The 21,283-nt window shown below is 45.6% G+C and carries 22 protein-coding genes; 6 read left to right on the top strand and 16 right to left on the bottom strand.

The genetic code is table 11. The annotated features are described in order from the left end of the window. The first annotated feature begins 56 nt into the window (after window positions 1-56). Window positions 57-989 (top strand): PspA/IM30 family protein, encoded by a 933-nt coding sequence (locus JGK20_RS05850; protein ID WP_293229730.1) that lies wholly within the window; start codon window positions 57-59, stop codon window positions 987-989. Between the two features lie 33 nt (window positions 990-1,022). Here JGK20_RS05850 and JGK20_RS05845 read toward each other — a convergent pair whose 3' ends face one another. Further along, a complete protein-coding gene (locus JGK20_RS05845; RefSeq protein WP_293186437.1) occupies window positions 1,023-1,667 on the bottom strand; it encodes a pentapeptide repeat-containing protein in 645 nt (214 codons plus the stop codon). 28 nt (window positions 1,668-1,695) lie between these two features. Then, on the bottom strand, window positions 1,696-2,643 hold the full coding sequence (gene pheA / locus JGK20_RS05840) for a prephenate dehydratase (protein WP_293208501.1): 948 nt from the start codon (window positions 2,641-2,643) through the stop codon (window positions 1,696-1,698). A gap of 212 nt (window positions 2,644-2,855) precedes the next feature. Here pheA and JGK20_RS05835 point away from each other — a divergent pair, with 212 nt between their 5' ends. Continuing rightward, window positions 2,856-3,434, top strand: coding sequence for a DUF1997 domain-containing protein (locus JGK20_RS05835; RefSeq protein WP_293191369.1), 579 nt, complete (start codon window positions 2,856-2,858; stop codon window positions 3,432-3,434). A 143-nt stretch (window positions 3,435-3,577) separates the two neighbouring features. Here the strand turns inward: JGK20_RS05835 and JGK20_RS05830 are convergent, their stop codons facing one another. From JGK20_RS05830 to pgl, 6 genes are all read right to left on the bottom strand, one after another. Then, window positions 3,578-4,033, bottom strand: a complete 456-nt coding sequence (locus JGK20_RS05830) for an FHA domain-containing protein (protein WP_293186431.1) — start codon at window positions 4,031-4,033, stop codon at window positions 3,578-3,580. Then, window positions 4,030-4,590 (bottom strand): hypothetical protein, encoded by a 561-nt coding sequence (locus JGK20_RS05825; protein WP_293191367.1) that lies wholly within the window; start codon window positions 4,588-4,590, stop codon window positions 4,030-4,032. Before JGK20_RS05825 ends, JGK20_RS05830 begins: the two co-directional genes overlap by 4 nt. Window positions 4,591-4,757: 167 nt before the next feature. Further along, window positions 4,758-5,492, bottom strand: coding sequence for a PRC-barrel domain-containing protein (locus tag JGK20_RS05820; RefSeq protein WP_293186427.1), 735 nt, complete (start codon window positions 5,490-5,492; stop codon window positions 4,758-4,760). Between the two features lie 57 nt (window positions 5,493-5,549). Beyond that, window positions 5,550-6,059, bottom strand: a complete 510-nt coding sequence (locus tag JGK20_RS05815; RefSeq protein WP_293186425.1) for an FHA domain-containing protein — start codon at window positions 6,057-6,059, stop codon at window positions 5,550-5,552. An 82-nt stretch (window positions 6,060-6,141) separates the two neighbouring features. Continuing rightward, entirely contained in the window at window positions 6,142-6,936 is a 795-nt protein-coding gene (locus tag JGK20_RS05810) for an FHA domain-containing protein (protein WP_293186423.1), read from the bottom strand. Between the two features lie 204 nt (window positions 6,937-7,140). Beyond that, a complete protein-coding gene (gene pgl / locus JGK20_RS05805) occupies window positions 7,141-7,860 on the bottom strand; it encodes a 6-phosphogluconolactonase (protein WP_293208506.1) in 720 nt (239 codons plus the stop codon). A 221-nt stretch (window positions 7,861-8,081) separates the two neighbouring features. On the opposite strand from pgl, the gene tnpB reads away from it, so the two are divergent. Continuing rightward, window positions 8,082-9,257: an IS200/IS605 family element RNA-guided endonuclease TnpB gene (gene tnpB / locus JGK20_RS05800; RefSeq protein WP_293229727.1), complete on the top strand. Its 1,176-nt coding sequence runs from the start codon at window positions 8,082-8,084 to the stop codon at window positions 9,255-9,257. Window positions 9,258-9,583: 326 nt separating this feature from the next. Further along, entirely contained in the window at window positions 9,584-10,924 is a 1,341-nt protein-coding gene (locus JGK20_RS05795; protein ID WP_293229724.1) for a hypothetical protein, read from the top strand. 557 nt (window positions 10,925-11,481) lie between these two features. Here the strand turns inward: JGK20_RS05795 and JGK20_RS05790 are convergent. The 8 genes from JGK20_RS05790 to JGK20_RS05755 form a co-directional block, all read right to left on the bottom strand. Continuing rightward, window positions 11,482-12,648, bottom strand: a complete 1,167-nt coding sequence (locus JGK20_RS05790) for an LptF/LptG family permease (RefSeq protein ID WP_293186417.1) — start codon at window positions 12,646-12,648, stop codon at window positions 11,482-11,484. A gap of 199 nt (window positions 12,649-12,847) precedes the next feature. Next, the gene (lptB, locus tag JGK20_RS05785; protein ID WP_293186416.1) at window positions 12,848-13,576 is read right to left on the bottom strand and encodes an LPS export ABC transporter ATP-binding protein; all 729 of its coding nucleotides are present in this window, start codon (window positions 13,574-13,576) and stop codon (window positions 12,848-12,850) included. Between the two features lie 449 nt (window positions 13,577-14,025). Beyond that, entirely contained in the window at window positions 14,026-14,538 is a 513-nt protein-coding gene (locus tag JGK20_RS05780; RefSeq protein WP_293220652.1) for an LptA/OstA family protein, read from the bottom strand. Between the two features lie 268 nt (window positions 14,539-14,806). Beyond that, window positions 14,807-15,046, bottom strand: coding sequence for a hypothetical protein (locus JGK20_RS05775; RefSeq protein ID WP_293229721.1), 240 nt, complete (start codon window positions 15,044-15,046; stop codon window positions 14,807-14,809). After that, entirely contained in the window at window positions 15,043-15,594 is a 552-nt protein-coding gene (locus JGK20_RS05770; RefSeq protein WP_293229718.1) for a class I SAM-dependent methyltransferase, read from the bottom strand. Before JGK20_RS05770 ends, JGK20_RS05775 begins: the two co-directional genes overlap by 4 nt. A 206-nt stretch (window positions 15,595-15,800) precedes the next feature. Beyond that, entirely contained in the window at window positions 15,801-16,190 is a 390-nt protein-coding gene (locus tag JGK20_RS05765; protein ID WP_293186411.1) for a VOC family protein, read from the bottom strand. Between the two features lie 168 nt (window positions 16,191-16,358). Further along, complete coding sequence (locus tag JGK20_RS05760) at window positions 16,359-16,772, bottom strand: DUF309 domain-containing protein (RefSeq protein WP_293229715.1); 414 nt, start codon at window positions 16,770-16,772, stop codon at window positions 16,359-16,361. 308 nt (window positions 16,773-17,080) lie between these two features. Further along, entirely contained in the window at window positions 17,081-17,443 is a 363-nt protein-coding gene (locus JGK20_RS05755) for a ferredoxin-thioredoxin reductase catalytic domain-containing protein (RefSeq protein ID WP_293157224.1), read from the bottom strand. A gap of 299 nt (window positions 17,444-17,742) precedes the next feature. Between JGK20_RS05755 and cas6 the strand changes: the two genes are divergently transcribed. After that, on the top strand, window positions 17,743-18,867 hold the full coding sequence (gene cas6 / locus JGK20_RS05750; RefSeq protein WP_293186410.1) for a CRISPR-associated endoribonuclease Cas6: 1,125 nt from the start codon (window positions 17,743-17,745) through the stop codon (window positions 18,865-18,867). Window positions 18,868-19,218: 351 nt separating this feature from the next. Then, window positions 19,219-20,967 (top strand): HAMP domain-containing sensor histidine kinase, encoded by a 1,749-nt coding sequence (locus JGK20_RS05745; RefSeq protein ID WP_293186408.1) that lies wholly within the window; start codon window positions 19,219-19,221, stop codon window positions 20,965-20,967. Window positions 20,968-21,283: the final 316 nt, after the last annotated feature.

Here is a 21,283-nt window from a genome sequence, read left to right as displayed (position 1 = left end):
GCAGTGGATAGTGCTATAACTGTCAACTGTCAACTGTCAACTGTCAACTGCTATAAATGCTTGTGTTAGAAAATCTCGAACCGAAACCATACGATGCAGTTAGAGGCGGTCAACTGCCGCCTCCGGTGGGCGGTGTGGTACTCGGCGGACTAGCAGGAGTCAGACACCGACTGTCTAGTTCAGTCAGCGAACATCGGATTGCAGCGCTAAAGGAAGCCTTCAATTACGGCGATGCAGGCTTAAAAATAGTCATCAAGATTTGTCAAAGCGAAACAGGGCCAGTGCAGCGGGCGGCCTGCGATTTGCTGCGAGAAAGGCTGAGCGCGATCGCCCGCGAAAAATTACAAGCCTTCGTACCTGCAAGTTTAGATTCAGAAACAGCGGCAGACAGGACTCAAAAAATCTTAAAGAACTCAGCCAGTACAGTCTCAGAAAAAGGCGATCGGCAGTTATCAGAAGCACAGTTAATATTTGAGACAACTGTGCAGCAGATGGAACCCAATTTGTTGCTCTTAGAAGCATTAGTAGCCTCTGTAGAACGCGAAGGCTTTACCAGCGAACTGATGAATTTTTGGGATTTATTAATCTTAGAAATTCAGGAACCTCTCAAAGAACTTCGTCAGGCTGTTGGCAGCGCGATTTCAGCCCAACTGCGGATTCAGTGGCAGTACAATCAATCTGAATCCCAAGCCAATCAGTGGCAGCAGCGAGCTTTGCTAGCTCTTCAGAAAGGCGATGAGAACTCCGTTCGACAAGCCTGGGTTCGCAAGCAAATAGAGTTGGATAAGGTAGCAAAAGTGAAGATAGATTTAGACGACCAAACTGTACGAGTAGAAACTCTCAATCGCAACTTGCTAGCTTTGGAAAGTAAGATTGCCGAAGCTAATTCTAAGAAAGAAATACTAAAGATGCAGGTTCATTTTTCTAAGGTACAGGAGCAAATTAACTGCACTTTTAGCCAAATGAATACTATATTTTTTAGTCCTTAGCTGTCGGATTATGTGCGGATATATTGCCTGATTTCAGACTTGTCTGATGCAAAACTGAATTGCCCTGCTTAAATTTGTAGCCTCATCTAACTTAGCGCCTTCGCGGTTAGCGCCGCACAAAAATGCCCCGCTCAAATTAGCACCGCGCAAATCAGCTTCTCTCAAATCCGCATCCTGAAGGTTACTTTCAGACAAAAATGCTCCTCTCAAGTTGGCTCTTCTGAGACTTGCTCCCCGCAGTTTTACCTCACTGAGATTTGCTCCTTCGAGATTGGCTTCATCTAAGCAAGCATCTATCAGGTTGGCTTCCATCAAGTTCGCTTTATACAAGTTTGCCCCGGTTAAGTTGACACCAATCATTTTCGTGTCTCCCAAGTTGGCGTTTTCCAGGTTTGCATTAATCAGCTCAGCCCCTGTTAATCTGGCACGAGTTAGCTTCGATCCCCTGAGATCTGCCCCATTCAGATCCGCCATGATCAGACAAGCATTTTCGAGGTTTGCACCAATTAAGTTAGCCCCACTTAGGTCTGCTTCAGCTAGAATTATGTCCTTTAAATTGGCACAGGCGAGGCAAATATGAAGTAGGGAAGCTTGTGACAGGGAAGCACCTATTAAGTTGGATTCGTGAAAATCTCTTTCTCCGGCTGCATATCGCTTGAGAAGTTCATCAGCATTCATCTCGCTAGCCCCCTAAGTATTAATACAATCATACTACTGACAGTACAGTGTAGCAACCAAAGATTTTTAAAGTTTCCGTGTGTTTTTTTAACTCTTCTAGTGCCGATCGCACTAATGTAGAACAAGCATCGGCTTCCACGTCCATAAAGAAGATATATTCTCCGAGCGATCGCTTAGTCGGCCGAGATTCAATGCGACTTAGGTTAATACCGCGACTGGCAAATACTTGCAAAGGTTTTACCAATGTTCCGGGCATATTAGCAGGTACGCTAAAAGCTAGTGACGTGTGAGTACAATTCGCCGAAGTTGAATCTAGGTGCGAGTTAGCCGCTAGTGTGGTGCCGGATGTCATTGATGACTCGTGGGATTCTGCGAAGTTTCCTAATTTTCCTGCATCGGAGCCAAGTACCCAAAATCGAGTGTAATTGTCGGGATAATCATTAATCGGGCTCGCTAGCACGGGCAATTTGTAGAGTTCGGCGGCTCTTGGCGAAGAGATTGCCGCTATACTGCTATCTTCTAGATAGTGCAACGCTTCCGTCGTTGAATTAGCCGGAATCAACTGAGCCTGTGGGATAAACTCGGCCAACCACAATTGACACTGAGCTAGGGCTTGCGGGTGAGAGTAAACTTTTTGAATCTGGTTAAAATTTTGAGCATTTGACAGCAGTGCGTGGGAAATCGGCAAAACCAGGGCGTGTTTAATTCGCAGTGCATCCAGCCGCCACAGGGTATCTAGGGTGACAGTGACGCTACCTTCTATGGAATTTTCTACCGGCACAATTGAGTAATCAACCAGCCCGGAGGCAGATGCCTCTAGTGCCTGAGAAATGGTGGAATAAGGATACAGGGTGCATTCGGAGTTAGTTTCCCGGCTCAACCAATTGACATAAGCCTGAGCCGCTGTTTCTGCATTGGTACCTACAGGGCCGAGATGTGCGATCCTCTTCGAGGGCTTTGCTAAGGAAATTTTCATAATAATCGGCAATTTTGCGTTACAAATGTTTGCTTTACTCTCATCAGCCAGCAAGTATGATGAAAAAATTAGCCTGAGTCCCAAAAGCTTTTATCCGTTATTTCTCGGATGAGATGGGGCGAGTGGGCGAGTTAGTGCGCGACTCAAATCACCTTAAAAAAGTTATAGTTTATTAAGATATCCTTACGAATCCCACATATTGACATATTCTCATGTATACCCGTTTTAATGCTTCCCAATCCGTTGAGATCGCCGTACCAGATGAACGGGTTCCCATTCAACATTATCTGCGCCAGCCGAGGCGATTGGTGAACGCCCTAGTCGATCGTACTCGCACAGAGCAACTAAGCGATGACTGTTTCCGCCTGAAAATGCGACCGTTACAATTTATGATGCTCAGCATTCAACCCACAGTAGACATGAGGGTATGGGCGCAGTCGGAGGGCGCAATCAATTTGGAGTCAGTCGCCTGCTCGATTCTTGGTGTGGATTATATAAACGATCGCTTTGCTCTCAATCTTAAAGGAAAGCTTTACGTACATCAAAATAGTGGGGTAGCGTACTTGAAGGGAAAAGCGGATTTAGAGGTGCAAGTCGAGTTACCGCCACCGTTTTGGCTGACGCCCAAACCAATTTTAGAAGCAACGGGCAACGGCTTGCTCAAGAGTGTACTGCTAAGCGTCAAACAGCGATTGATGTATCAATTGCTCTTAGATTACCGCCGCTGGGCAAGCAGCGAAACAGAAGTAATATCGAGCGATATCCCTCAAATCTTATCGGTTGAAGGTTGAGCGGGTATTAGAGAATGACGTTGCTTAATCAGGGTATGAAAATGGGTAACTTGAAAATTCAGCTATATTAACTGACCAGACGATCGAATGCAATGCAGCCTGAATTTTGTTGAAATTTGCTAGCTCCCATAGATAGCAGCGGGTCATTCAAAATCGATGTGAGTCAGCGCTCCATCATCGTCTTCCATGATTCTCCTAGGCCCAGACCAAGCTGTTGATTTGTCTTGTGAAACTTCGGCCTTTTTGTCGGTGAGTTCGCGCTGTGGTGGCCGAGTTTTTGGGCTCGGTTGCACATTCGTCGCCCCCACCCGGATTCGGATTTTTGGTCCGGAATTGCCCAAGCGAATTGTCATCCCGTCCGCTACTGACACCTGAGCGATCGGTTTATCATCTACATAAGTGCCGTTAGCGCCAAAATTAATAATTTCCCAGCCATAAGAATGATTCCACAGCTCTACGTGGTGGCGGGAAACTACAGCGCTGTAAATAATTACATCATTGTCGTTCGATCGACCGATCCGAACCACAGATTCGGATTCAAAACACCAACTTTGAACTGGGACAGACTGAATAGGATGTAGCAGAGTTAAGGTAATCACTGATGTTTTGACACTCCCCCGCATGACTGAAACGGGGATGCTTCAAGAACCAATTTTTGCGATAAAACCGCAAAAGATTTGATGCTTAAAGGCGTTGTCAGTGCGCCGCTACTCCCTCGCTTTGCCGTAAAAGTTGAAGTTTTGACTGCTTGAGGCATTTGAACAAACTTTTGATTGTTGGCTTGGACTCCAAGTGCGAACTTTGCCTGTCCTCGATCGCCACCAAACACGATATTAATCTGGTGAACTTGGCCGCGATTGACAGCAGTGCGAAGTTCTCGATCGATTGAATCTCGGATGGAGCTACCCGGCCGATCGCCCATCTGGGCCGATCGATCGGTGGAGTGACCATTTTCCCACAGATCGATCGGAGAATTCAACTCAGACGAGTGCTGGTTGCACCGCTGATTCGAGTTGTCGATCGGGCGACAGTCTGCGACGATCGGCGAATTGCTGTTTGCCCCTACAGAAGTTAACCAATTATTAAGGCTGCGGGTTCTAGATAAAATAGGAGTTGGTTCTCTCAAACAGCATAGGTCTTTTAGGGTTGCTAACATTTTTCGTATTGATGCGATACCTTTAAAATACAATGCTTTGAGCACTAGAATTCCTCGCCCAGAAAGCCTCTATTTCGCGTACTCTGTACCGATCGAGCTTTCGGGTGCCGGCCACCCCAAAAATGCGATCGGCAAGCAGCTACTTTCTCGATCGGGAAAGCCGCACTTCAGGGCAAATCCGACTCTGGCGGTTCCACCGGATCGGGCGGTACAGATTCATCCCTTTGGCGCTTCAACTCTGCGACTTTTTCTTGAGCTACATCCCTGACTTCTATAGCTTTATCTTGAAGTTTTTCCGCCAGATTTTGAGCGTTCCGCTTCACGCCAGCCACATTTTTAAGAGTTCTGTCAAGATCTTCCTGTAAAAACTCGGCTACCATGCCGACTTTATGGTGCAGTCCCTCCGCGTACTGCACGGGTTCGGATACAGCAGCCTCAGAGACGATCGCCCGCTTGCTGCCGATCGTCGAAATCGCCTGCACCGGCAACAAGTAAATCCCGTCTAAAACGCCGCGCCAGCCGCTAGATTTAAACAGGTAATCCCTAACAGAACCAGTCCGGACATCAAATAGGTAGTCAACCACCGTACCTGCCTTATTTCCTGCGTCCGTAAGTACCTCAAGGCCGATCGGACAAACAGCTTGTTCCGGCTGATGCAATTCCGGAAGTTCCGGGTTAATCGTCACCAAAACATTTTCGCCCACCGTATCAACTTGCGCCCAAGCGAACCAGCGTTTTTTGTTGCCCAAAAGTCCCGACTTGCAAGTAAAGCCGATCGCCCGCTGGGAGTGAGGATCGAGCCAAAGCCGATCTACCCTGCCGACCTCTTCCGCCGTGCGGCGGTCGATCGTGCGGCGGTTGATCAGTTCGCTGCGCTTAACAATCTGTTGTGATGTACTCATAAATAAACTCCTGAGTGCCGCCTGCAAGAAAAATGTCGATCGTCCAAAGATGTCGATTTAATATTCTTCTTCTTCTTCTTCTTTTTCTTCCGAATAATGGGGAGTATTTTCTGCCTCAGTTAACTCGTCTTCTTCCCTGGAAGTGCCAATTTCTTTTTGGCTGGGAATAGGAATCGTGCTAAGCAGTGCGCCCCCGGAGGGAGCGTGAATTGCCTTAGCATCCCTTGACTTGACGCTAGTTTGTGCTAACTGGGCTGAGGACTGATTCCCACCGACGTTGATTTGAATTTTCGGGCCCGAGCGAGCCAAGTGAACGATCAGACCGTCCACAACGGGAACCTTAGCGATCGGCTTACCATCGAGGTAAGTACCGTTGGTACCTAAATTGATCAGTTCCCAATTAATGCCGCTGCGTCGCAATTCGATGTGGCGACGAGAAACCACAGCGCTAAAAAGAACGACGTGGTTTTCAGTCGATCGCCCGATCCGGACGACCTCTTCGTCTTCAAAGATCCAACTGCGGACGGGAATAGACTGGAGTGGATGTAGCAAGGTCAGCTTAATCACATTGGCAGCATTGAGTTTTGGTAGAGCGCCTCAAGATGCGATTTTAGATTTTAGACTTTCGATCGCCCAATCCAAACTCGATCTAAGAGATTTGAAATAGAAACGTAACCAGGTCTCCTTTTCCCAGAGAGATGCGGTCTCCCGGTCGCAACCGATGTCGGTTTCCCTTGGGCAGGGGAGTATTGTTGACGTAAGTGCCGTTAGAACTGCCTACATCTTCTAGGTAGCAAGCATCTCCCTCCACCCGGAGATTTGCGTGTACCCGAGAAACTATCTCAGAATTAGCAAATCCCGAAACATCAATATCTGGCGGCACCAAGTCATTTGGCTTGCCAATGTGAATCACAGCGAGATTGTGAGGCAATTCCATCGGCGTATTTGTCTGAACGTGTATCAGTCGCGCCGACTGCTGTTGCAGTTGAGTTTTAGCCACACCCGCTGGCTGTGGGTCGGGAACCGGGGGAGAGGTATTTGGTGCTGTTGTCACCGATTCTGTTGTAACAGGAACCGAGAGCGACGGCGAGGGATCTGGAATCGTCGGAATGCTGGCGGGAGTTTTTTCCAAGTTCGGCCCCTGATGTGGGGTAACTAGAGGTTCCATTGCGATCGTCGGCGGTTCGGTTGATCCTAAGTCCGGCACCAGTGGCGATACCACTGTGGGGCCCACAGGCGAGACGGACGGTACTGTCGCCTCAACTTCTGGAACGTAGGAACCAGGACGCAAATTAAAGCCACACTGACCGCAAAATGCTGCATCTGTCTGAACCGCTGCACCGCAGTTTGAGCAACTGGCGGTAACGGGTAAAGGCGTGTAACAAGACTCGCACTGGCTGGCCCCGTCGGGGTTCTGGTGATTGCAATTGGGACAGACAATCATCGATTTCTCCTTGCTATCGGCCAGATTTTCCAATCAGCCTCGTAAAAATAGTTGTGTATATGGTCAAATTTTAACTTTAACCGCCACAATTCTTATATTGCTTCGCTAATACTAGCAACTGAGTTCGCGCCGTGACATTCGGAACGAAGGAAAAGATTGAGTTAGTAATACTGCTGACAGTGCTGACTCTGGAGGCTCTCTCAGCTATTTTACTGCAACGCCTGCCGCAGCATCGAGCAGCCACCAAAGTTCGCCTTCTGGTTGAACGAGTCTGGCTGGATAGATCGTGGAGTCGGCTGCGGGGGCAAAAATTTGACTGAGGGCGGGTTGTTTGCTGGCTCCTGCCACCATGAAGATGACGCACCGGGCGCGGTTGATTAAGGGGAATGTAAAGGTGATGCGGGGTTGACCGTCTTTGTTGCCGACGGTTATTAGGGAGTCACGGACTTGTAAGGCTGGTGTGCCGGGGAATAGAGAGGCTGTGTGGGCGTCGTCTCCTATGCCCAATAGGATGATGTCGAAAGCGGGAAACTCGCCGTCGGATATTTTGAAGAATTGCTGCAATTCGGTTTGGTGCGTCGAGGCGTCGGCTGCGGGGTCAGCCGCGCCTGTGGGCATGGGGTGGATGTTGCTGGCGGGGATGTTTACTCGATCGAGCCAAGCGAGGCGCGCCATTTTTTGATTGCTGTCCGGGTGATCTGGCGCAACGTAGCGTTCGTCACCCCAGAAAACGTGAATTTTGTCCCAAGGCAGGTCTTGGGTGGCGATCGCTCTGTAGAGCGGTTCTGGTGTGCTGCCACCCGCCAAGGCGATCGTGCAAACTCCACGTTCTGCGATCGCTGCTGGGATTTTGGACAGGACAACCGCGAGCGATCGCTCTATGAGTTCTTCCCGATTTGCTAATACTTCTACTACTTTTTTCATTAATTTCCTCTCAACTTTTCTCTTCGTCTGGAGCTGGGCAATTACCCAAATTCGGCCTTGACATTTTGCTTTGAGGTCGATCGGCTGATACGCTTGGAAGGCTCTACACAGCGTCAAGTCGGATTTTATCAGAAGAATGGGTTTAAAACCCCGTCTTTTAAGACAGCTTTGTATTTAATTTTTTTCTATGTTACCATAGTATTAGTAGTTTGGTAAGCAAAATGCTAAAAGCCTTCAAGTACAGAATATATCCTACCAGTGAGCAATCCATTTTGCTTGCGAAGTCGTTTGGCTGTGCAAGATGGTTTTACAACTACACGCTCAATCTAACGTCTGAAACCTATAAGCAAACAGGGAAAGGATTAAGTAGAAATGAAATAATCAATCTTCTACCTTTTCTTAAGAAAGAGTACGAATGGCTGACAGAAGCACCATCACAAGCCCTGCAGCAAGCAGCCTTAAATCTTTCTAGTGCTTTCCTTAACTTTTTTGAAGGTAGGGCTAAATATCCTAACTTTAAGAAAAAGCGGAATAGACAATCTATTAGATTTCCTCAAGGATGTAAATTAAAAGACGATATATTGAGATTGCCTAAAATTGGTGATGTTCATTGTAAAGTTTCAAGGCAACCAGAAGGGACTCTAAAATCTGTCACGGTTTCAGTTAATCCATCGGGGGAATATTTTGCAGCCTGCCTCTATGATGATGGTAAAGATTTACCTGAAAAATCATCAGAAGGAAAGGCGATTGGGATAGACGTTGGTTTAACCCATTACGCTATTACATCCGATGGAACCAAGCATGGGAATCCTAAATATTATCGAAAATATGAAAAGAAGTTAGCTAAGAGACAAAAGCAACTAAGCCGTAAGCTTAAAGGTTCTAATAACCGTCATAAAGCTAGGATTAAAGTTGCCAAGGTTCACACTAAGATTGTCCGATGTCGCGAAGATTTTATACACAAACTAAGTCGTAAATTAGTTGACGAAAATCAAGTCATAGTTGTAGAGAATCTAGCAGTTAGAAACATGGTGAAAAACCACAAACTAGCTAAATCAATTAGTGATGCTGGTTGGGGAGATTTTTGTACCATGCTGAAATACAAGTCGGAATGGGAAGGAAAAATCTACATCGAAGTAGATAGGTTCTATCCCAGTTCTAAGACTTGTAATAACTGTTTAAATCGCGTGGATAGCTTGAGTTTGGATATTCGTAGTTGGCAATGTCCTAAATGTGGAGAAAACCATGATAGAGATATTAATGCTGCTAAGAATATTCGGGATGAAGGTTTACGAATTTTGGCGGTAGGGCATACCGTTACTGCTTCAGGAGGGAGAGTAAGACCGAGTAAAGGCACTGCTTTTACAAGGCATCTCCCTGTGAATGAAGAATCCTAGCCGTTTACGGCGGGGAGTGTCAACATTCTTATGTCTGCTTTATTTTGCTGGGCAAAACTTATTTCGGTCGGTACTCAATCGAGCTTCACCTGTTGCATACATCTGTAGCAACAGTTTCCGAGAGTTAGGACGTTCTTAATTGCACTTTTCACACGATATATGTAATGGAACTTCCTTCATAGTTCTTGCTTCTGCTATTATGTTTTTCGCAACTTGCAATCAAAATCGCGATCGCACTTACCTGGGGACAGCAAAAATCATCAAGATTGATGTGGTAGACTATGGAAAATAGTTTTAGGTCCCGAGGCTCGGATGGAAGCAAAACTATGTCAAATTTTAAGAAATTTCCTACATCTGTCCGCTATCTAATAGCGCGTTTCCGCCACTGGACGCAACCGTCGGTTTGGGCTCCGCTAGCCGTGCTGTGTGCGGGGGGGTTATTTATCTGGGAAGTCTCCGTACATCCAGAAAGGTTGAGCATAGATGGCGAAGAAGAAGCAGCAAACTCAAACAATCCAGATGCGATTCCCGGACTGTCTGCTGAAGATAGTGCCATTGCTGCTGAAATCGACAGCTTGCCAGTGCTAGTCAATCAGTTCAATCGCTCCAATTCTGAACTGAACTTGTTCAATTCATCAGCAGTCAAAGGCAAAGGTTTATTCGACGAAATTCGCACTCGCGGCTTAGAAAAGCCTAAGCCCTCTTCAGAGCCAAAGTCGGCGGCAATCAACACATTTGTGTCGCTGTCAAATTCACAAAATCCTGCGGTTGGGACAGTCAACAATAACCCGCAAAATTCCAGCTTGCCAAGTTCAAACCCGACATCTGATTTGAGTTTATCTGGCAGTGGGACGACCATTTCCGGCATAAGAGCGATCGAGTCTGAGCCTGGGGGTACACCGGAAGCATCAGGTAGCGGTAATTCCGGCAAACAAAACGACAATCCTCTGCCTTTGAGTCCGCTGCAAGCAGCCATGAAAAAATACGTCGCTGCTGACACTTCAGCAACGGCGGCGGCCGTGAAAAGTGCAAACACCCCTAAATTGCTCGATCGACCGGCTTCCCTTGGATCTGGGACAAATCCGGCAAATTTGTTGCCAACGGTCGCTACAGCTCAAGGAAAAGCAAATCCTGGGAATGTTCCTGCGACAATCTCCCCACTTCCGGCTTCTACTAATACAATTATTAGCGACTCTCAACAATTTTTAAACCCGGCAGCTACACTTCCTGAATCATTTACCGGGTTAAATTCCAAAGCATCAGTCATCCCCACAATTACTCCACAGGTTCCAACGGTGGCTTTGCCCAAAAATCCCTATCAAACTAATTTATCCGACTCGGGCTTGATACCGGAAGTTCAACCTGTGGCGCTTCCTGTCGCCACACCTTCACCAATACCGCTAATTCCGAATTTCGGGCAATCCCCTAGCACGGGAGTAAACAAGATCATTAATCCTCAATTCTCTCCCAATTCAGCGAATTCTCAATTTCAACAACCTCAACCAAGTCAGATTAATTTGCCAAGCCAGCCTAACTTTGGAGCAGTTCCTCAAAACACCAATCAGGGCGGGCAGCCAATTCAACCGCAACCTTTTTCTACACCTCGCTCTTTGACTCCGGGACGCTATATTGGTGGCGGCGAAATTAATACTTTTGCTAATCCTTAAATGAAGGAAGAAGGAAGAAGGAAGAAGGAAGAAGGAAGAAGGAAGGGGAGCATCTCAGTTTTGCATCTGTAGTGCTGTCCCCGCTCGCGAGCTATACGAGCTCGCACTGTAAAAAAATGTTTTTTGCAAAAATGAGATGCTCCCGAAGGAAGAAGTTGAATTGTAGGGTGTGTCGCCCTTGAGAATCCCTGAAGTTGACAGACAATTTCACATATCCGCACCTGAAAAACCCGGTTGAATTGTAGGGTGTGTCGCCCTTGACAATGCCGGAATTTGACAGACATTTTTACATATCCGCACCTGAAAAACCCGGTTGAATTGTAGGGTGTGTCGCCCTTGACAATGCCGGAATTTGACAGACATTTTTACAGATCCGCACCTGAAAAACACGGATGGAAGAAACAAACCTAACACTTTTTTGTAGTAAAAATTTGGAGAAATGGTATAAGGTGCGTCGCCATGAGATTGTCGATATTGAGTTAGAGATTTTTCTTGAGCGACGCACCCTACGACTGTTAATTTTTCCAATTCTCAATTCCCAATTTGATTGGTAAAACTTACCTAGAGGCGGCTCTTCCCAACAACAATCCGCCGATTCCCAAGCCAAATGCGATCGGCAACCAAGCCGATAGAATCGGTGTTAAAACAGCTTTCACGCCCATAGAACTGGTGACGAAAGAAAATACGTAGTAAGTAAAAATCACCACTACGCTAATACCAAAACTCGTGCCTTTGCCCGATCGCCGCGGTTGAGTTCCCAAAGCGGCTCCCACTAAACCAAATACCAAGCACACGAAGGGAAAAGCATATTTTTCTTGAATTCGCACCCGGAGTTTGCGAATTTGCGGTGCATCGCCGCTGTTTTTAATGATTTCCAAACGCTCTAAAGCTTGAGCAATGTTCATTTCCTTGAAATCTCGCACTCTCGCAGCTAAATCTAAGGGCGTGCGGGGAAGTTGCAACTGCTGGTGTTGAAACCTAACTATATTGCGGTAAGAGCCGTCTGGAGCTACTATATAAGCGGTGCCGTTGAAAAAATCCCAGGTGTTTTCTGAGGGATTCCAAGTCGCTGATTCTGAAGAAACGATTTGATTGAGACCTGGTGCGGAGCGATCGATAATTGTTAAACCTTTCATTTGCTGGCCGTCAAACTGTTCTGCATAAAAAAAGCGGGACAGGATTTCTTCGCCACCTTTTTCGGGTTTGCGAAATTCTGTGTAAATAATATTTCGATCTTGAAATGTCGGTTTTTCTCGCTTCAGGGCTCTGTCTAAAGTTAAAGTGGCTCTGTAACTGGCGGCGGGTACAACTAATTCTTGCAAAGCAAAGGTGAAGCCGGCAACGATTAAACTCATAATGACTGCGGGCATTATCAATCGGTAAACGCTAACTCCGCAACTGCGGAGGGCGATGAGTTCGCTGTCGCTGGAGAGTCGGCTGTAGCTCATTAAGGTTGCTAGCAGCATTGACATGGGGAAAGCTAATACTACAAAGTACGGAATTTGCAGCAGAAAAATTTCCAGGGCGGCGCCGTAGGGGAGGCCTGATTCTGCTACTCTGCGGACTAATTCAAATAACGCTCCCACGGTGACGGCGACTGATGTAAATAGTCCGACGCCAAACAGAAATGGGCCGATGAGTTCTTTGGTAATGTACCAGTCCATTACTGATATTCTCGGCAGCCAGTTGAGGGGATTGAAGGATTTGGACGTTGCTATTTTCATACTTTGGCGTTTTTGCCGATCGCTCCTTAAGTTAAAATTTAAATTCTCAATTCTAAATTTCTTGGGAGTTACGCAGGGGTGGTCAGAAACCGGGTTTTTTTACGAAAATCCTTCGTTATATTCCAAAGATTAACTAAAAAACCCGGTTTCTTGGACTTTGAATGCGTAAGTCCTGTTTCTGTCTTGTGCTTTTAAAAGACTATCGCACGAAGTTGTCGCCTAGGTAATACTGCCGCACTAAAGGGTTGCTATAGAGTTCTTCTTCAGCCCCGGAGGCTAAAATTTGGCCGTCTCGCATGATGTAGGCTCGATCGGTAATTTCGAGGGTTTCTCGGACGTTGTGATCGGTGATCAGGATGCCGATTTTACGATCGCGCAGTTTGGCAATTATCGTCTGAATTTCGTCAACTGCGATCGGATCGACGCCTGCAAACGGTTCGTCTAAAAATAGAAACATCGGCCCGTCTCGCCCAGCAGCTAAGGCTCTCGCTAGCTCAGTCCGCCGTCTTTCTCCCCCCGAGATTTGAATTCCCAAACTGGATGCTATTTTTTCTAAGCGAAATTCTTGCAACAGGAAATCGACTCGCTGCTTCCATTCCCAGCGTGGCACTTGAGTTTGTTCTAAAACTAACAAAATGTTGTCGCGCACGCTCATGTTGCGAAAAATGCTGGCTTCTTGAGCGAGATAGCCTATTCCCAACTCCGCTCGTTTGTGCATCGGCAATTTAGTGATGTCTAAATCGTTGAGCCAAACAGTTCCTTGATTGGGTTTTTCTAATCCGGTAGCTATGTAAAATGTTGTGGTTTTGCCTGCACCGTTGGGGCCGAGGAGTCCGACGATTTCTCCTTGGGCTACTGAAAGGTTGACGCGACTAACTACATTGCGTTTTCCGTAGGATTTGTGAATATTTTCGAGTACAATTTTCATGCTCGTCGAGGCAACTTTTAAGAAGAAGTCATTAGTCATTAGTCATTAGTCATTAGCGCTGTCCCCGCTCGCGAACCCTATGAGTCATTAATCATTTGTCATTTGTCATTTGTCATTTGTCATTTGTCATTTGTCATTTGTCATTTGTCATTTGTCATTTGTCATTTGAAACAACTGTCAACTGTCAAACTGTCAACTGTCAACTGTCAACTGTCAACTGTCAACTGTCAACTGTCAACTGTCAACTGTCAACTGTCAACTGTCAACTGTCAACTGTCAACTGTCATTCGCATCTATTCTGGGTTATCGAGTGTCGCGCATTTCAGATCCGAGTCCGGAACAGGCAGGATGCCTGTTCCACAAGAATGGCAATAAAAATTATTGTTTTAGGTAGATATGCAACAGTTGATGTTTTTGCCGATGCGAAATTTTGCTGCTACCGGGGGCTGTTACTTAGGAGCTGTTCGGGGACGGGCGGCCGGTTTAACAGCGGGATTTGGATTAACCGGAGCTGGTTTGGGCCCGATCGAATTTTGGGCTGCTGCATCTTGCTCTGGCGCCACCAGATAGACGGATTCTACTTGTCCTGGATTGTCTGGGAGCGCAATAAACCGCCCTTCGTCAATCAGGTATGTGATGGTTTCGCCGCGCAGGCTGTTTCCCTGCTGCAATACGTACACGTCACCGCTGAGAATGATCCGGCGCTCGCGGCTGAAGTATTGAGCTTGAGCTGCGGTTGCTTGTATTTGGCGGGCTGGGTAGTTGATTTGGACGTTGCCGCGGGCTGTCACGATGCCGGTTTTGGAGTCGGCTTCTTGGATGTCCGATCGCACGGAAAGAGTGCGGGGCGGCGCGGCTTGCGGGTAGGTGGGAGAGGCGATCGCGCCAGCCAGAGTCAGCGGCAACAGCAGCGATAATCCTTTGAATAGGCGGGAATTGAGTAGTTTAGCGGAGGGCATCATAGCTTGCAAGCCTCAAAATTTTTGAAATTGCTGAAGGGCATTATCTCACCCCTGATTTTTCTCTATGGAGATTAGATCCACCACACCCGATCGGTTAGGTATTTTATCTTAACGGCCGTGAAAAATTCCCGTAAGGTCGATCGACCTGCCCGAGAGCGTCAACCAATTATCCTAGCAAGACAATAGCCCTTTCTTCGCCTGTTTGGATGATTTACTGGAGAAAGCAAGTTTTTTGACGGTTTGGGCGATCGGGAAGTTTCGGGCAGTCTCAAAGGTAGATTGCATAAGCTGTCCGCAAAAAGATAATCTTACAACTGTGCTGATAAAAGTCAGAATCTTTGGAAACAATTAGTCCACATTGTCCCGTTCGATCCAGCGTGCGGCTGTGAATTTCCCATTGCTTGCCCCGGCTCCAACGCACTGTTAGCCTGCGCTTTGCAGCCATCATACTTCCATAGGCAACATTAACTACCCAAGCTGGTACAAATCCATTCCAATCGTCGCTCAAGTCTTTTGAGCAATGATATAAACATGATTCTCAGGATATTGATCGTATTCAAGGTGAAGGGATGTAAATTGAGACTCACTCAGAATCTTTAGGAAAGCATTTACACCTAGTGTGCTGTACTCAAAGTCTTGACCTTGAAATGTTCCAGAAACTTCACCTGCTTCATGCCCACCCCCACACGTGAACATCAATACACCATCAGGTTCAAGAGCATTGCATAGCTTTTTCATCACAGATTCTTGCATATCTAGCGGCAGATGAAATGTGCTGTCCCAAGCAACAATCAAGCTGTAGGGTTTGGGAGGATTCCAACAGCAGATGTCTGCTTGATAGAAGACGATGTTTGGATGCAGTTGTTTGGCTAAATCAATCATTTCTGAGGAAATATCAAGTCCTTCCACTTGAAATCCATGTTCGCTTAGGACTTTAATAAAGCGTCCACTGCTTCCACACCCTATATCAAGAGCTACCTGCTTTTTATGGGTGAATTGAATAGCACACCAGTGGGCAATACGATCGTATCGGGCTGCTGTATCCTCTGTATCCATGTTTATTCTTACTTATGACTGTCTCAGCATTAACCTGAAGCAACCTAACGTTCCCAATCACCCGCCGCAGATACACTCAAACTCAAACTGATAACCTATCAGCGGTCAGTGTGCATTGGGGTTGTTAGCTGGCTGGCGCATACTCATTACCTAAATCAAAGCAAAAAATTGATTGCAACTACTTGAACTCAATACAGATGTAATCTTCATTTTTCCAACTCACTAAATGGTGAGCAAATATCTATCAAGCAACCATTCGGATCAACAGTTAAGAATCGACGCTGCCCATAAAATTCGTTTCTTAGTTCTTGAACTATGCGAAGCCCCATAGCTACTGCTTTTTCGTAGACTAGATCAACCTCGGGAACCACAAAAGTTACATACATACCTGAAGGAGCGGTTTGATATTCTTGTGGAACTAAACTATGACTACGAAGAATGATTCCAAACTCTAGTTCTTTATTAGACGGACTACGAAGTTGAACATACCAATCACTATCGTAGCTCACATCAAAGCCAAGCAAGGTCACATAAAAATCTCGGCTTTCAGCAAGTCGATCGGAGCAAATGTTTGTAAGAATGCGGCTAAAACTCATGAGTCTTCCTAATCATTGGTTTAGTCCAGCTAACTGCTAATTATATAGCAAATGCGGTACAATACATAAAATGGCATAAAAATACCGCAGGTCGCTCATGTATATCAACCCCTGCTTACTCCAGATCGCAATCTCCTTTTATCGATCGAGTTCGGTGTACCAGCCTGCTCATATTGAAGTTTGTTCTAGTTTGATAATTCGCGGCAATCGCAAGCCTGCAACTTCTGCACCTGTTAACAACGGTACAAATTCAGCGACTTTTTCCGGGCCAGCTTGCTGCAAAGCACTCAAGAGTTTAGCACTTTGTCGGATCAAGTCTTCAACGGCAATTCCCGCATAACTCGGTTGATAATAATTGAGCCGATTTATGCCTTCTCCCAGCAAGATTACTGCACCGCGCCAGTTTTGATTGCTTAGGTGATAAAGCGCGACAGAAATTTGCAATATTCCCTGATAAAATCTTTTGTCCGGTTCGCCCGCTTCCATCCACAAAGCCTCTAAGGTATCGTGACAAGCGTAAAAATCTTGGCTGTTAAATTCTTCGATACCTTGCCAAAACTCGATCGGCATTTCCTCTGTCATTCGATTGAAGATTGGAGATTTTGGATTGGGGATGTGTGTTAGAGTAGGCGGCGATCGTTGAGGTCGCTCTTAACTGTCAACTGTCAATTGTCAACTGAATTACGACCTATTTTCACAACAATTACCAATTTTACCAGAAAGAATTGGTTTAAAGCCCCAAGCCCGATCGGGAAAAATTAAAAGAAGACTATTCATTACTCCAATCCTCTTTCTTTCAGGTAGAGGTAGCTCTCAACTGTCAAGCGGTCAACTGTCAACTGTCAACTGTCAACTGTCAACTGTCAACTGAAGACCGCCTACTTAACCGATTACATGGTCTCTCTGACTGCTTGAATCTGATCCATGCTAATTTCCTGATTGGTTCCAGCAAAATCGTTATCTGGCGTCAGAAATAACATACAGTGACATTCTTTCCGCTCGCGCATGGGAATGCAAGGACAGTTCCAGTAGGCGGCTTTGACTTCGGCTTCTTTATCTTCGTAATGGCGACAAGGGCATAGGGGAGCACCTAGTTCATCTTTGTGCTTTGCTAGTCCTTCTATAACGACAGCAGTGACTGAAGGCTCGGAACAAAAGTAAGTTCCGGTGCGCTTGGCGTAGGTTTCGGAGAAATTCTTCATCGCCTCCAAAGTTTTTTCGTTGGAGAGTTTGGATTTTTCTGTTGTGTTCATAGTTGAGGATCGGAGTTGAGGATGCTACGAGCTTTTGACAATTGTACCCCAGAATGTGATTTTAAACACTTGATATTTCTCTTTACTTACAAGGAGGAAAAACTTGACAAAAATTGAGTTTTAGGTTGTCGGTTTTTTGGTGATTTTTCTGCATCCCTCCGATTTCGGGAAACTGGCGGTTGACACGGTTTTTGGAGCTGCTAATAGATTTGACCGATCGCCCGCCCAGACAAAAACATCCCCCAACGGGGATAAAAAAAGATAAAATATGAGACCGCTGTCCCTGTTTCCGGCATCTCATGGCAATTTCCCCGCATCCCACCCGCACCAAAAAAGTTCCTTCCTCTAAGCTAATTTGGCCCGCTGACACCGAGTTAGTCGGATTAGTGTTTGAATTGACCCCCCGCGCAGCTAGCTATCTGTACGCGCAGTATGCTATAGGTTTGCACGCTTGGTTTTTGCATCAAATTCAGGAAACTGACCCGGAATTATCGCAACTTTTGCACGACTCGCAGTCAGAAAAAGCCTTTACTATTTCGGGATTGGAGGGTGATTTGCTTCCAGCCGGTAAGGAATTTCAGCTTTTGGGCGATCGCATTTACCGCTGGTATGTCACAGGACTGTCCCAGCAAGTAGTACAATGGCTGAGTCAGTGGCTGCAAAATTTGCCCCAAGAGATTGATTTGCGAAATGCTCCGCTGGTAATTCGCTCTTGGGATATTGCTTTTTCTCCCACAACTTACCAGCAATTGCTAACAGCAGAACATCCATTATCTAGAAACATAAAACTTAGTTTTGTAACTCCTACAAGCTTTCGCAGCAAAGGGCATCACTTCCCGCTACCAGTTCCCGAAAATGTTTTTCACAGCTATTTGCGCCGCTGGAATAACTTTTCGGGTATGAATGTTGACCAAGCAGAATTTCTGAATTGGATTGACGAAAATGTAATTATTAGCCGCCACAAGTTGGAGTCGCAAAAGGTGGCGGCGGGCAAAAAAGGCATGGTAACGGGATTTACTGGGGCTGTGGAATTTGCGATCGGGCGATCGGCCGGATTGCGCCCTGATTTTGTACAATTATTTTATGCCTTGGGGCAATTAGCACCTTACTGCGGCACGGGCCACAAAACAACCTTTGGATTGGGACAAACGCGATCGCAATGGTTGACAGAATCCCTACCCGAAGTCTCTATCCAAAGCGTATTGGCGGCGCGAATCGATGAATTGACAGAGAAGTTTATGGCGCACAGAAAGCGTACAGGCGGGAGTCGGGCTGGTGAGATTGCGGAAACTTGGGCGACGATTTTAGCGCGCCGGGAATTGGGGGAATCTTTGTTCGATATTGCTGCTGATTTGGAAATGCCTTATGAAACTGTGAAAACTTATGTAAAATTAGCAAGAAGAGCTTTGAAAGTTGAGGATTGAAGCAGACACAGAAGGAAAAAGCACAGGGGTGTATCTGGCGCAAGGTAAATATATCTGTAGGGGCGAAGCATGACCGCAGAAAATAGGAGATTATAACTAATAACTTATATGCGGTCATGCTTCGCCCTCTTCCTTGCGCCAGATGCGCCCGATCTATTTACTATTAGGAGACCTGAGGAAAATTCTCGAATTAGTTGATTTATTTTCATTCCTGGTTTTTGTTTTTTACAAGTAATTGTGATTATAATATATCCAGTGTCCACCATGAGTTCTATGCCCGAACCTAAAAATAGATTTAAACTTGGTCTCTTATTAGATCTATATGAGAGCCATTTCTTAAAGCATTCATTTATGCGAAAGTTGCGTTTACGTCATCTGAAGCATTGGTTCAGTTGTCTCAAGGTAGGACAAAAGATTAGTGTGGGCTATGGACTGGCGCTGGGAGTGGCAATTCTGGGAACCGCTACAGGAATCTCGATCGCTGACCAATATCATCAACAAGCTGTTAGACACGAACAAAATGCGATCGAAGAAACTCAATTCATCAGTGAATTGCAGATCCAGCTCGTTCAAGTTCTCCTCCACCAACAGCAGATCCTGATGCTATTGGAAAATCGAGATTTGCTAGACCAACAGTATTCCTATTTTTTAAACCATGTGGCTCTATTCAAAAAAGAATGGTCTGAGTTTAAATCTTCGGAAGGGGATACAAAAAATCATAAGGTTGACGAGTCACCTGCTGAAATAAATACCGTCAGACGTTTTCTGCAAGCCAATGAAGAGATTCCAGAGGCTTACTTGCAGCAGACAGAGGCGATATTAAAGGCAATTAATTCCGCTGAATTATCACCCGCAGAAATTCAGATATTCCGCAGCCAGCTCTTGACTTTTGGTAGCAGTCCTACATCGCTGCAATTGAAGAAATTTTTACAAGATATAGAGCAATTAAAGGTAAGGGCGTATAAAGATTACAAAGAAGCAAAAACTGAGTTTGCAAATGTACAGGTGCTACGAGTACAGGTTATTGCTGGGAGCATGATTTTGTCAGTGGCGATCGCCATCTTCCTCGCGATTTATACCAGTCGGGCGATCGCTCGTCCCCTCCAGCAAGTCACCCATATTGCCCAGGAAGCAACCCAAACGGGCAATTTTGATTTACAAGCTGCTGTTACCACTCAAGATGAAATTGGTATATTAGCAACAGCCCTAAATCAAATGATTCGACGAGTCAAGCAACTGCTACAGGAACAACAAGCCGCATCCACAGAACGCCTAATTCAACATGAAAAAATGGCGACTTTGGGACAGTTGATTGCAGGAGTAACCCATGACATTAACAATCCAATTAATTCCATAGCCGGCAACCTAACCCATACTGACAGATACCTAAAAGACTTACTAGAACATTTGCACATCTATCAGCAGCATTACCCCGAACCTGCGTCAGAAATTATCGAACACGCTGAAGCCATTGAGCTAGAATTTGTAGAAGAAGATATACCCCTAATGCTTGCATCTCTTCAGCAGAGTGCTGAACGTATCCGCGATATCAGTTATTCCATGCGGTTGTTCGCACGAGCAGACTCTTCCCAAAAGATTGCTTTCGATATCCACGAAGGCATCAACAGCACGCTATTAATTTTGAAACACAGACTCAAAGCCAATAATAATTATTCGGAAATTACTGTTGCCAAAAATTACGGCAAGTTGCCAAAGATTAAATGTTTCGCTGGACAATTAAATCAAGTATTTATGAACATTATTGGCAATAGTATTGATGCCCTAGATGATGTAATGGATCGAAGTAAAAATTCTGATAATTCTGAACTCGTGCTGATTCCTTCTATTCAAATTCAAACTGAAATTATCGAAGATAATTGGGTCAGAATTAGGATTGCTGACAATGGTTCAGGCATCGATGAAGCGTTGAAATTACGCTTATTTGAGTCATTCTTTACAACCAAAGATGCCGGGAAAGGCACCGGGCTAGGACTCTCAATGAGTCACCAGATTGTGACGGAAAAGCATGGGGGGAAACTCTACTGCAATTCCCAACCTGGACAGGGAGCGGAGTTTGTGATTGAGTTACCTATTGGTTAATTTTAATGAATAATCAAAAGCAGAGTTATACGAATTTTTTATGAGGCTGCATAGAATCCGAATACAAATTAGGTACGTAGTTGCGCTTTAGCGCTCTTTATAATATTAGGAAAGAACGCTAAAGCGCAACTACGTACCTATGATGACAATAAAATCAGCCTGCTTATTCAGGGGAACTTAGGGGAGATCGGGATATGTGCAAGTTCACATTAAATTGGTATTATAAAACTTTATTAAGTTTGTAAGCAGTAGTAAGCAATAGTAGTATCATCTAGTCAAAATGGTCAAGAGAATTATTGCGATCGTCAAAAAATGG

Origin of the sequence: Microcoleus sp. PH2017_05_CCC_O_A, assembly GCF_020738785.1 — a bacterium.
In the GTDB taxonomy this organism is placed as follows: domain Bacteria; phylum Cyanobacteriota; class Cyanobacteriia; order Cyanobacteriales; family Microcoleaceae; genus Microcoleus.
The sequence above is the reverse complement of the archived record's forward strand: the minus strand, read 5'-3'. Positions and strand labels throughout refer to the sequence as shown.

Bases quoted from the DNA above. Each gene is read 5' to 3' on its own strand.
- JGK20_RS05850 (WP_293229730.1), top strand. From the start codon at position 57: ATGCTTGTGTTAGAAAATCTCGAACCGAAACCATACGATGCAGTTAGA.
- JGK20_RS05845 (WP_293186437.1), bottom strand. From the start codon at position 1,667: ATGAATGCTGATGAACTTCTCAAGCGATATGCAGCCGGAGAAAGAGAT.
- pheA (WP_293208501.1), bottom strand. From the start codon at position 2,643: ATGAAAATTTCCTTAGCAAAGCCCTCGAAGAGGATCGCACATCTCGGC.
- JGK20_RS05835 (WP_293191369.1), top strand. From the start codon at position 2,856: ATGTATACCCGTTTTAATGCTTCCCAATCCGTTGAGATCGCCGTACCA.
- JGK20_RS05825 (WP_293191367.1), bottom strand. From the start codon at position 4,590: ATGTTAGCAACCCTAAAAGACCTATGCTGTTTGAGAGAACCAACTCCT.
- JGK20_RS05820 (WP_293186427.1), bottom strand. From the start codon at position 5,492: ATGAGTACATCACAACAGATTGTTAAGCGCAGCGAACTGATCAACCGC.
- JGK20_RS05810 (WP_293186423.1), bottom strand. From the start codon at position 6,936: ATGATTGTCTGTCCCAATTGCAATCACCAGAACCCCGACGGGGCCAGC.
- pgl (WP_293208506.1), bottom strand. From the start codon at position 7,860: ATGAAAAAAGTAGTAGAAGTATTAGCAAATCGGGAAGAACTCATAGAG.
- tnpB (WP_293229727.1), top strand. From the start codon at position 8,082: ATGCTAAAAGCCTTCAAGTACAGAATATATCCTACCAGTGAGCAATCC.
- JGK20_RS05795 (WP_293229724.1), top strand. From the start codon at position 9,584: ATGTCAAATTTTAAGAAATTTCCTACATCTGTCCGCTATCTAATAGCG.
- JGK20_RS05790 (WP_293186417.1), bottom strand. From the start codon at position 12,648: ATGAAAATAGCAACGTCCAAATCCTTCAATCCCCTCAACTGGCTGCCG.
- lptB (WP_293186416.1), bottom strand. From the start codon at position 13,576: ATGAAAATTGTACTCGAAAATATTCACAAATCCTACGGAAAACGCAAT.
- JGK20_RS05780 (WP_293220652.1), bottom strand. From the start codon at position 14,538: ATGATGCCCTCCGCTAAACTACTCAATTCCCGCCTATTCAAAGGATTA.
- JGK20_RS05770 (WP_293229718.1), bottom strand. From the start codon at position 15,594: ATGGATACAGAGGATACAGCAGCCCGATACGATCGTATTGCCCACTGG.
- JGK20_RS05765 (WP_293186411.1), bottom strand. From the start codon at position 16,190: ATGAGTTTTAGCCGCATTCTTACAAACATTTGCTCCGATCGACTTGCT.
- JGK20_RS05760 (WP_293229715.1), bottom strand. From the start codon at position 16,772: ATGACAGAGGAAATGCCGATCGAGTTTTGGCAAGGTATCGAAGAATTT.
- JGK20_RS05755 (WP_293157224.1), bottom strand. From the start codon at position 17,443: ATGAACACAACAGAAAAATCCAAACTCTCCAACGAAAAAACTTTGGAG.
- cas6 (WP_293186410.1), top strand. From the start codon at position 17,743: ATGGCAATTTCCCCGCATCCCACCCGCACCAAAAAAGTTCCTTCCTCT.
- JGK20_RS05745 (WP_293186408.1), top strand. From the start codon at position 19,219: ATGCGAAAGTTGCGTTTACGTCATCTGAAGCATTGGTTCAGTTGTCTC.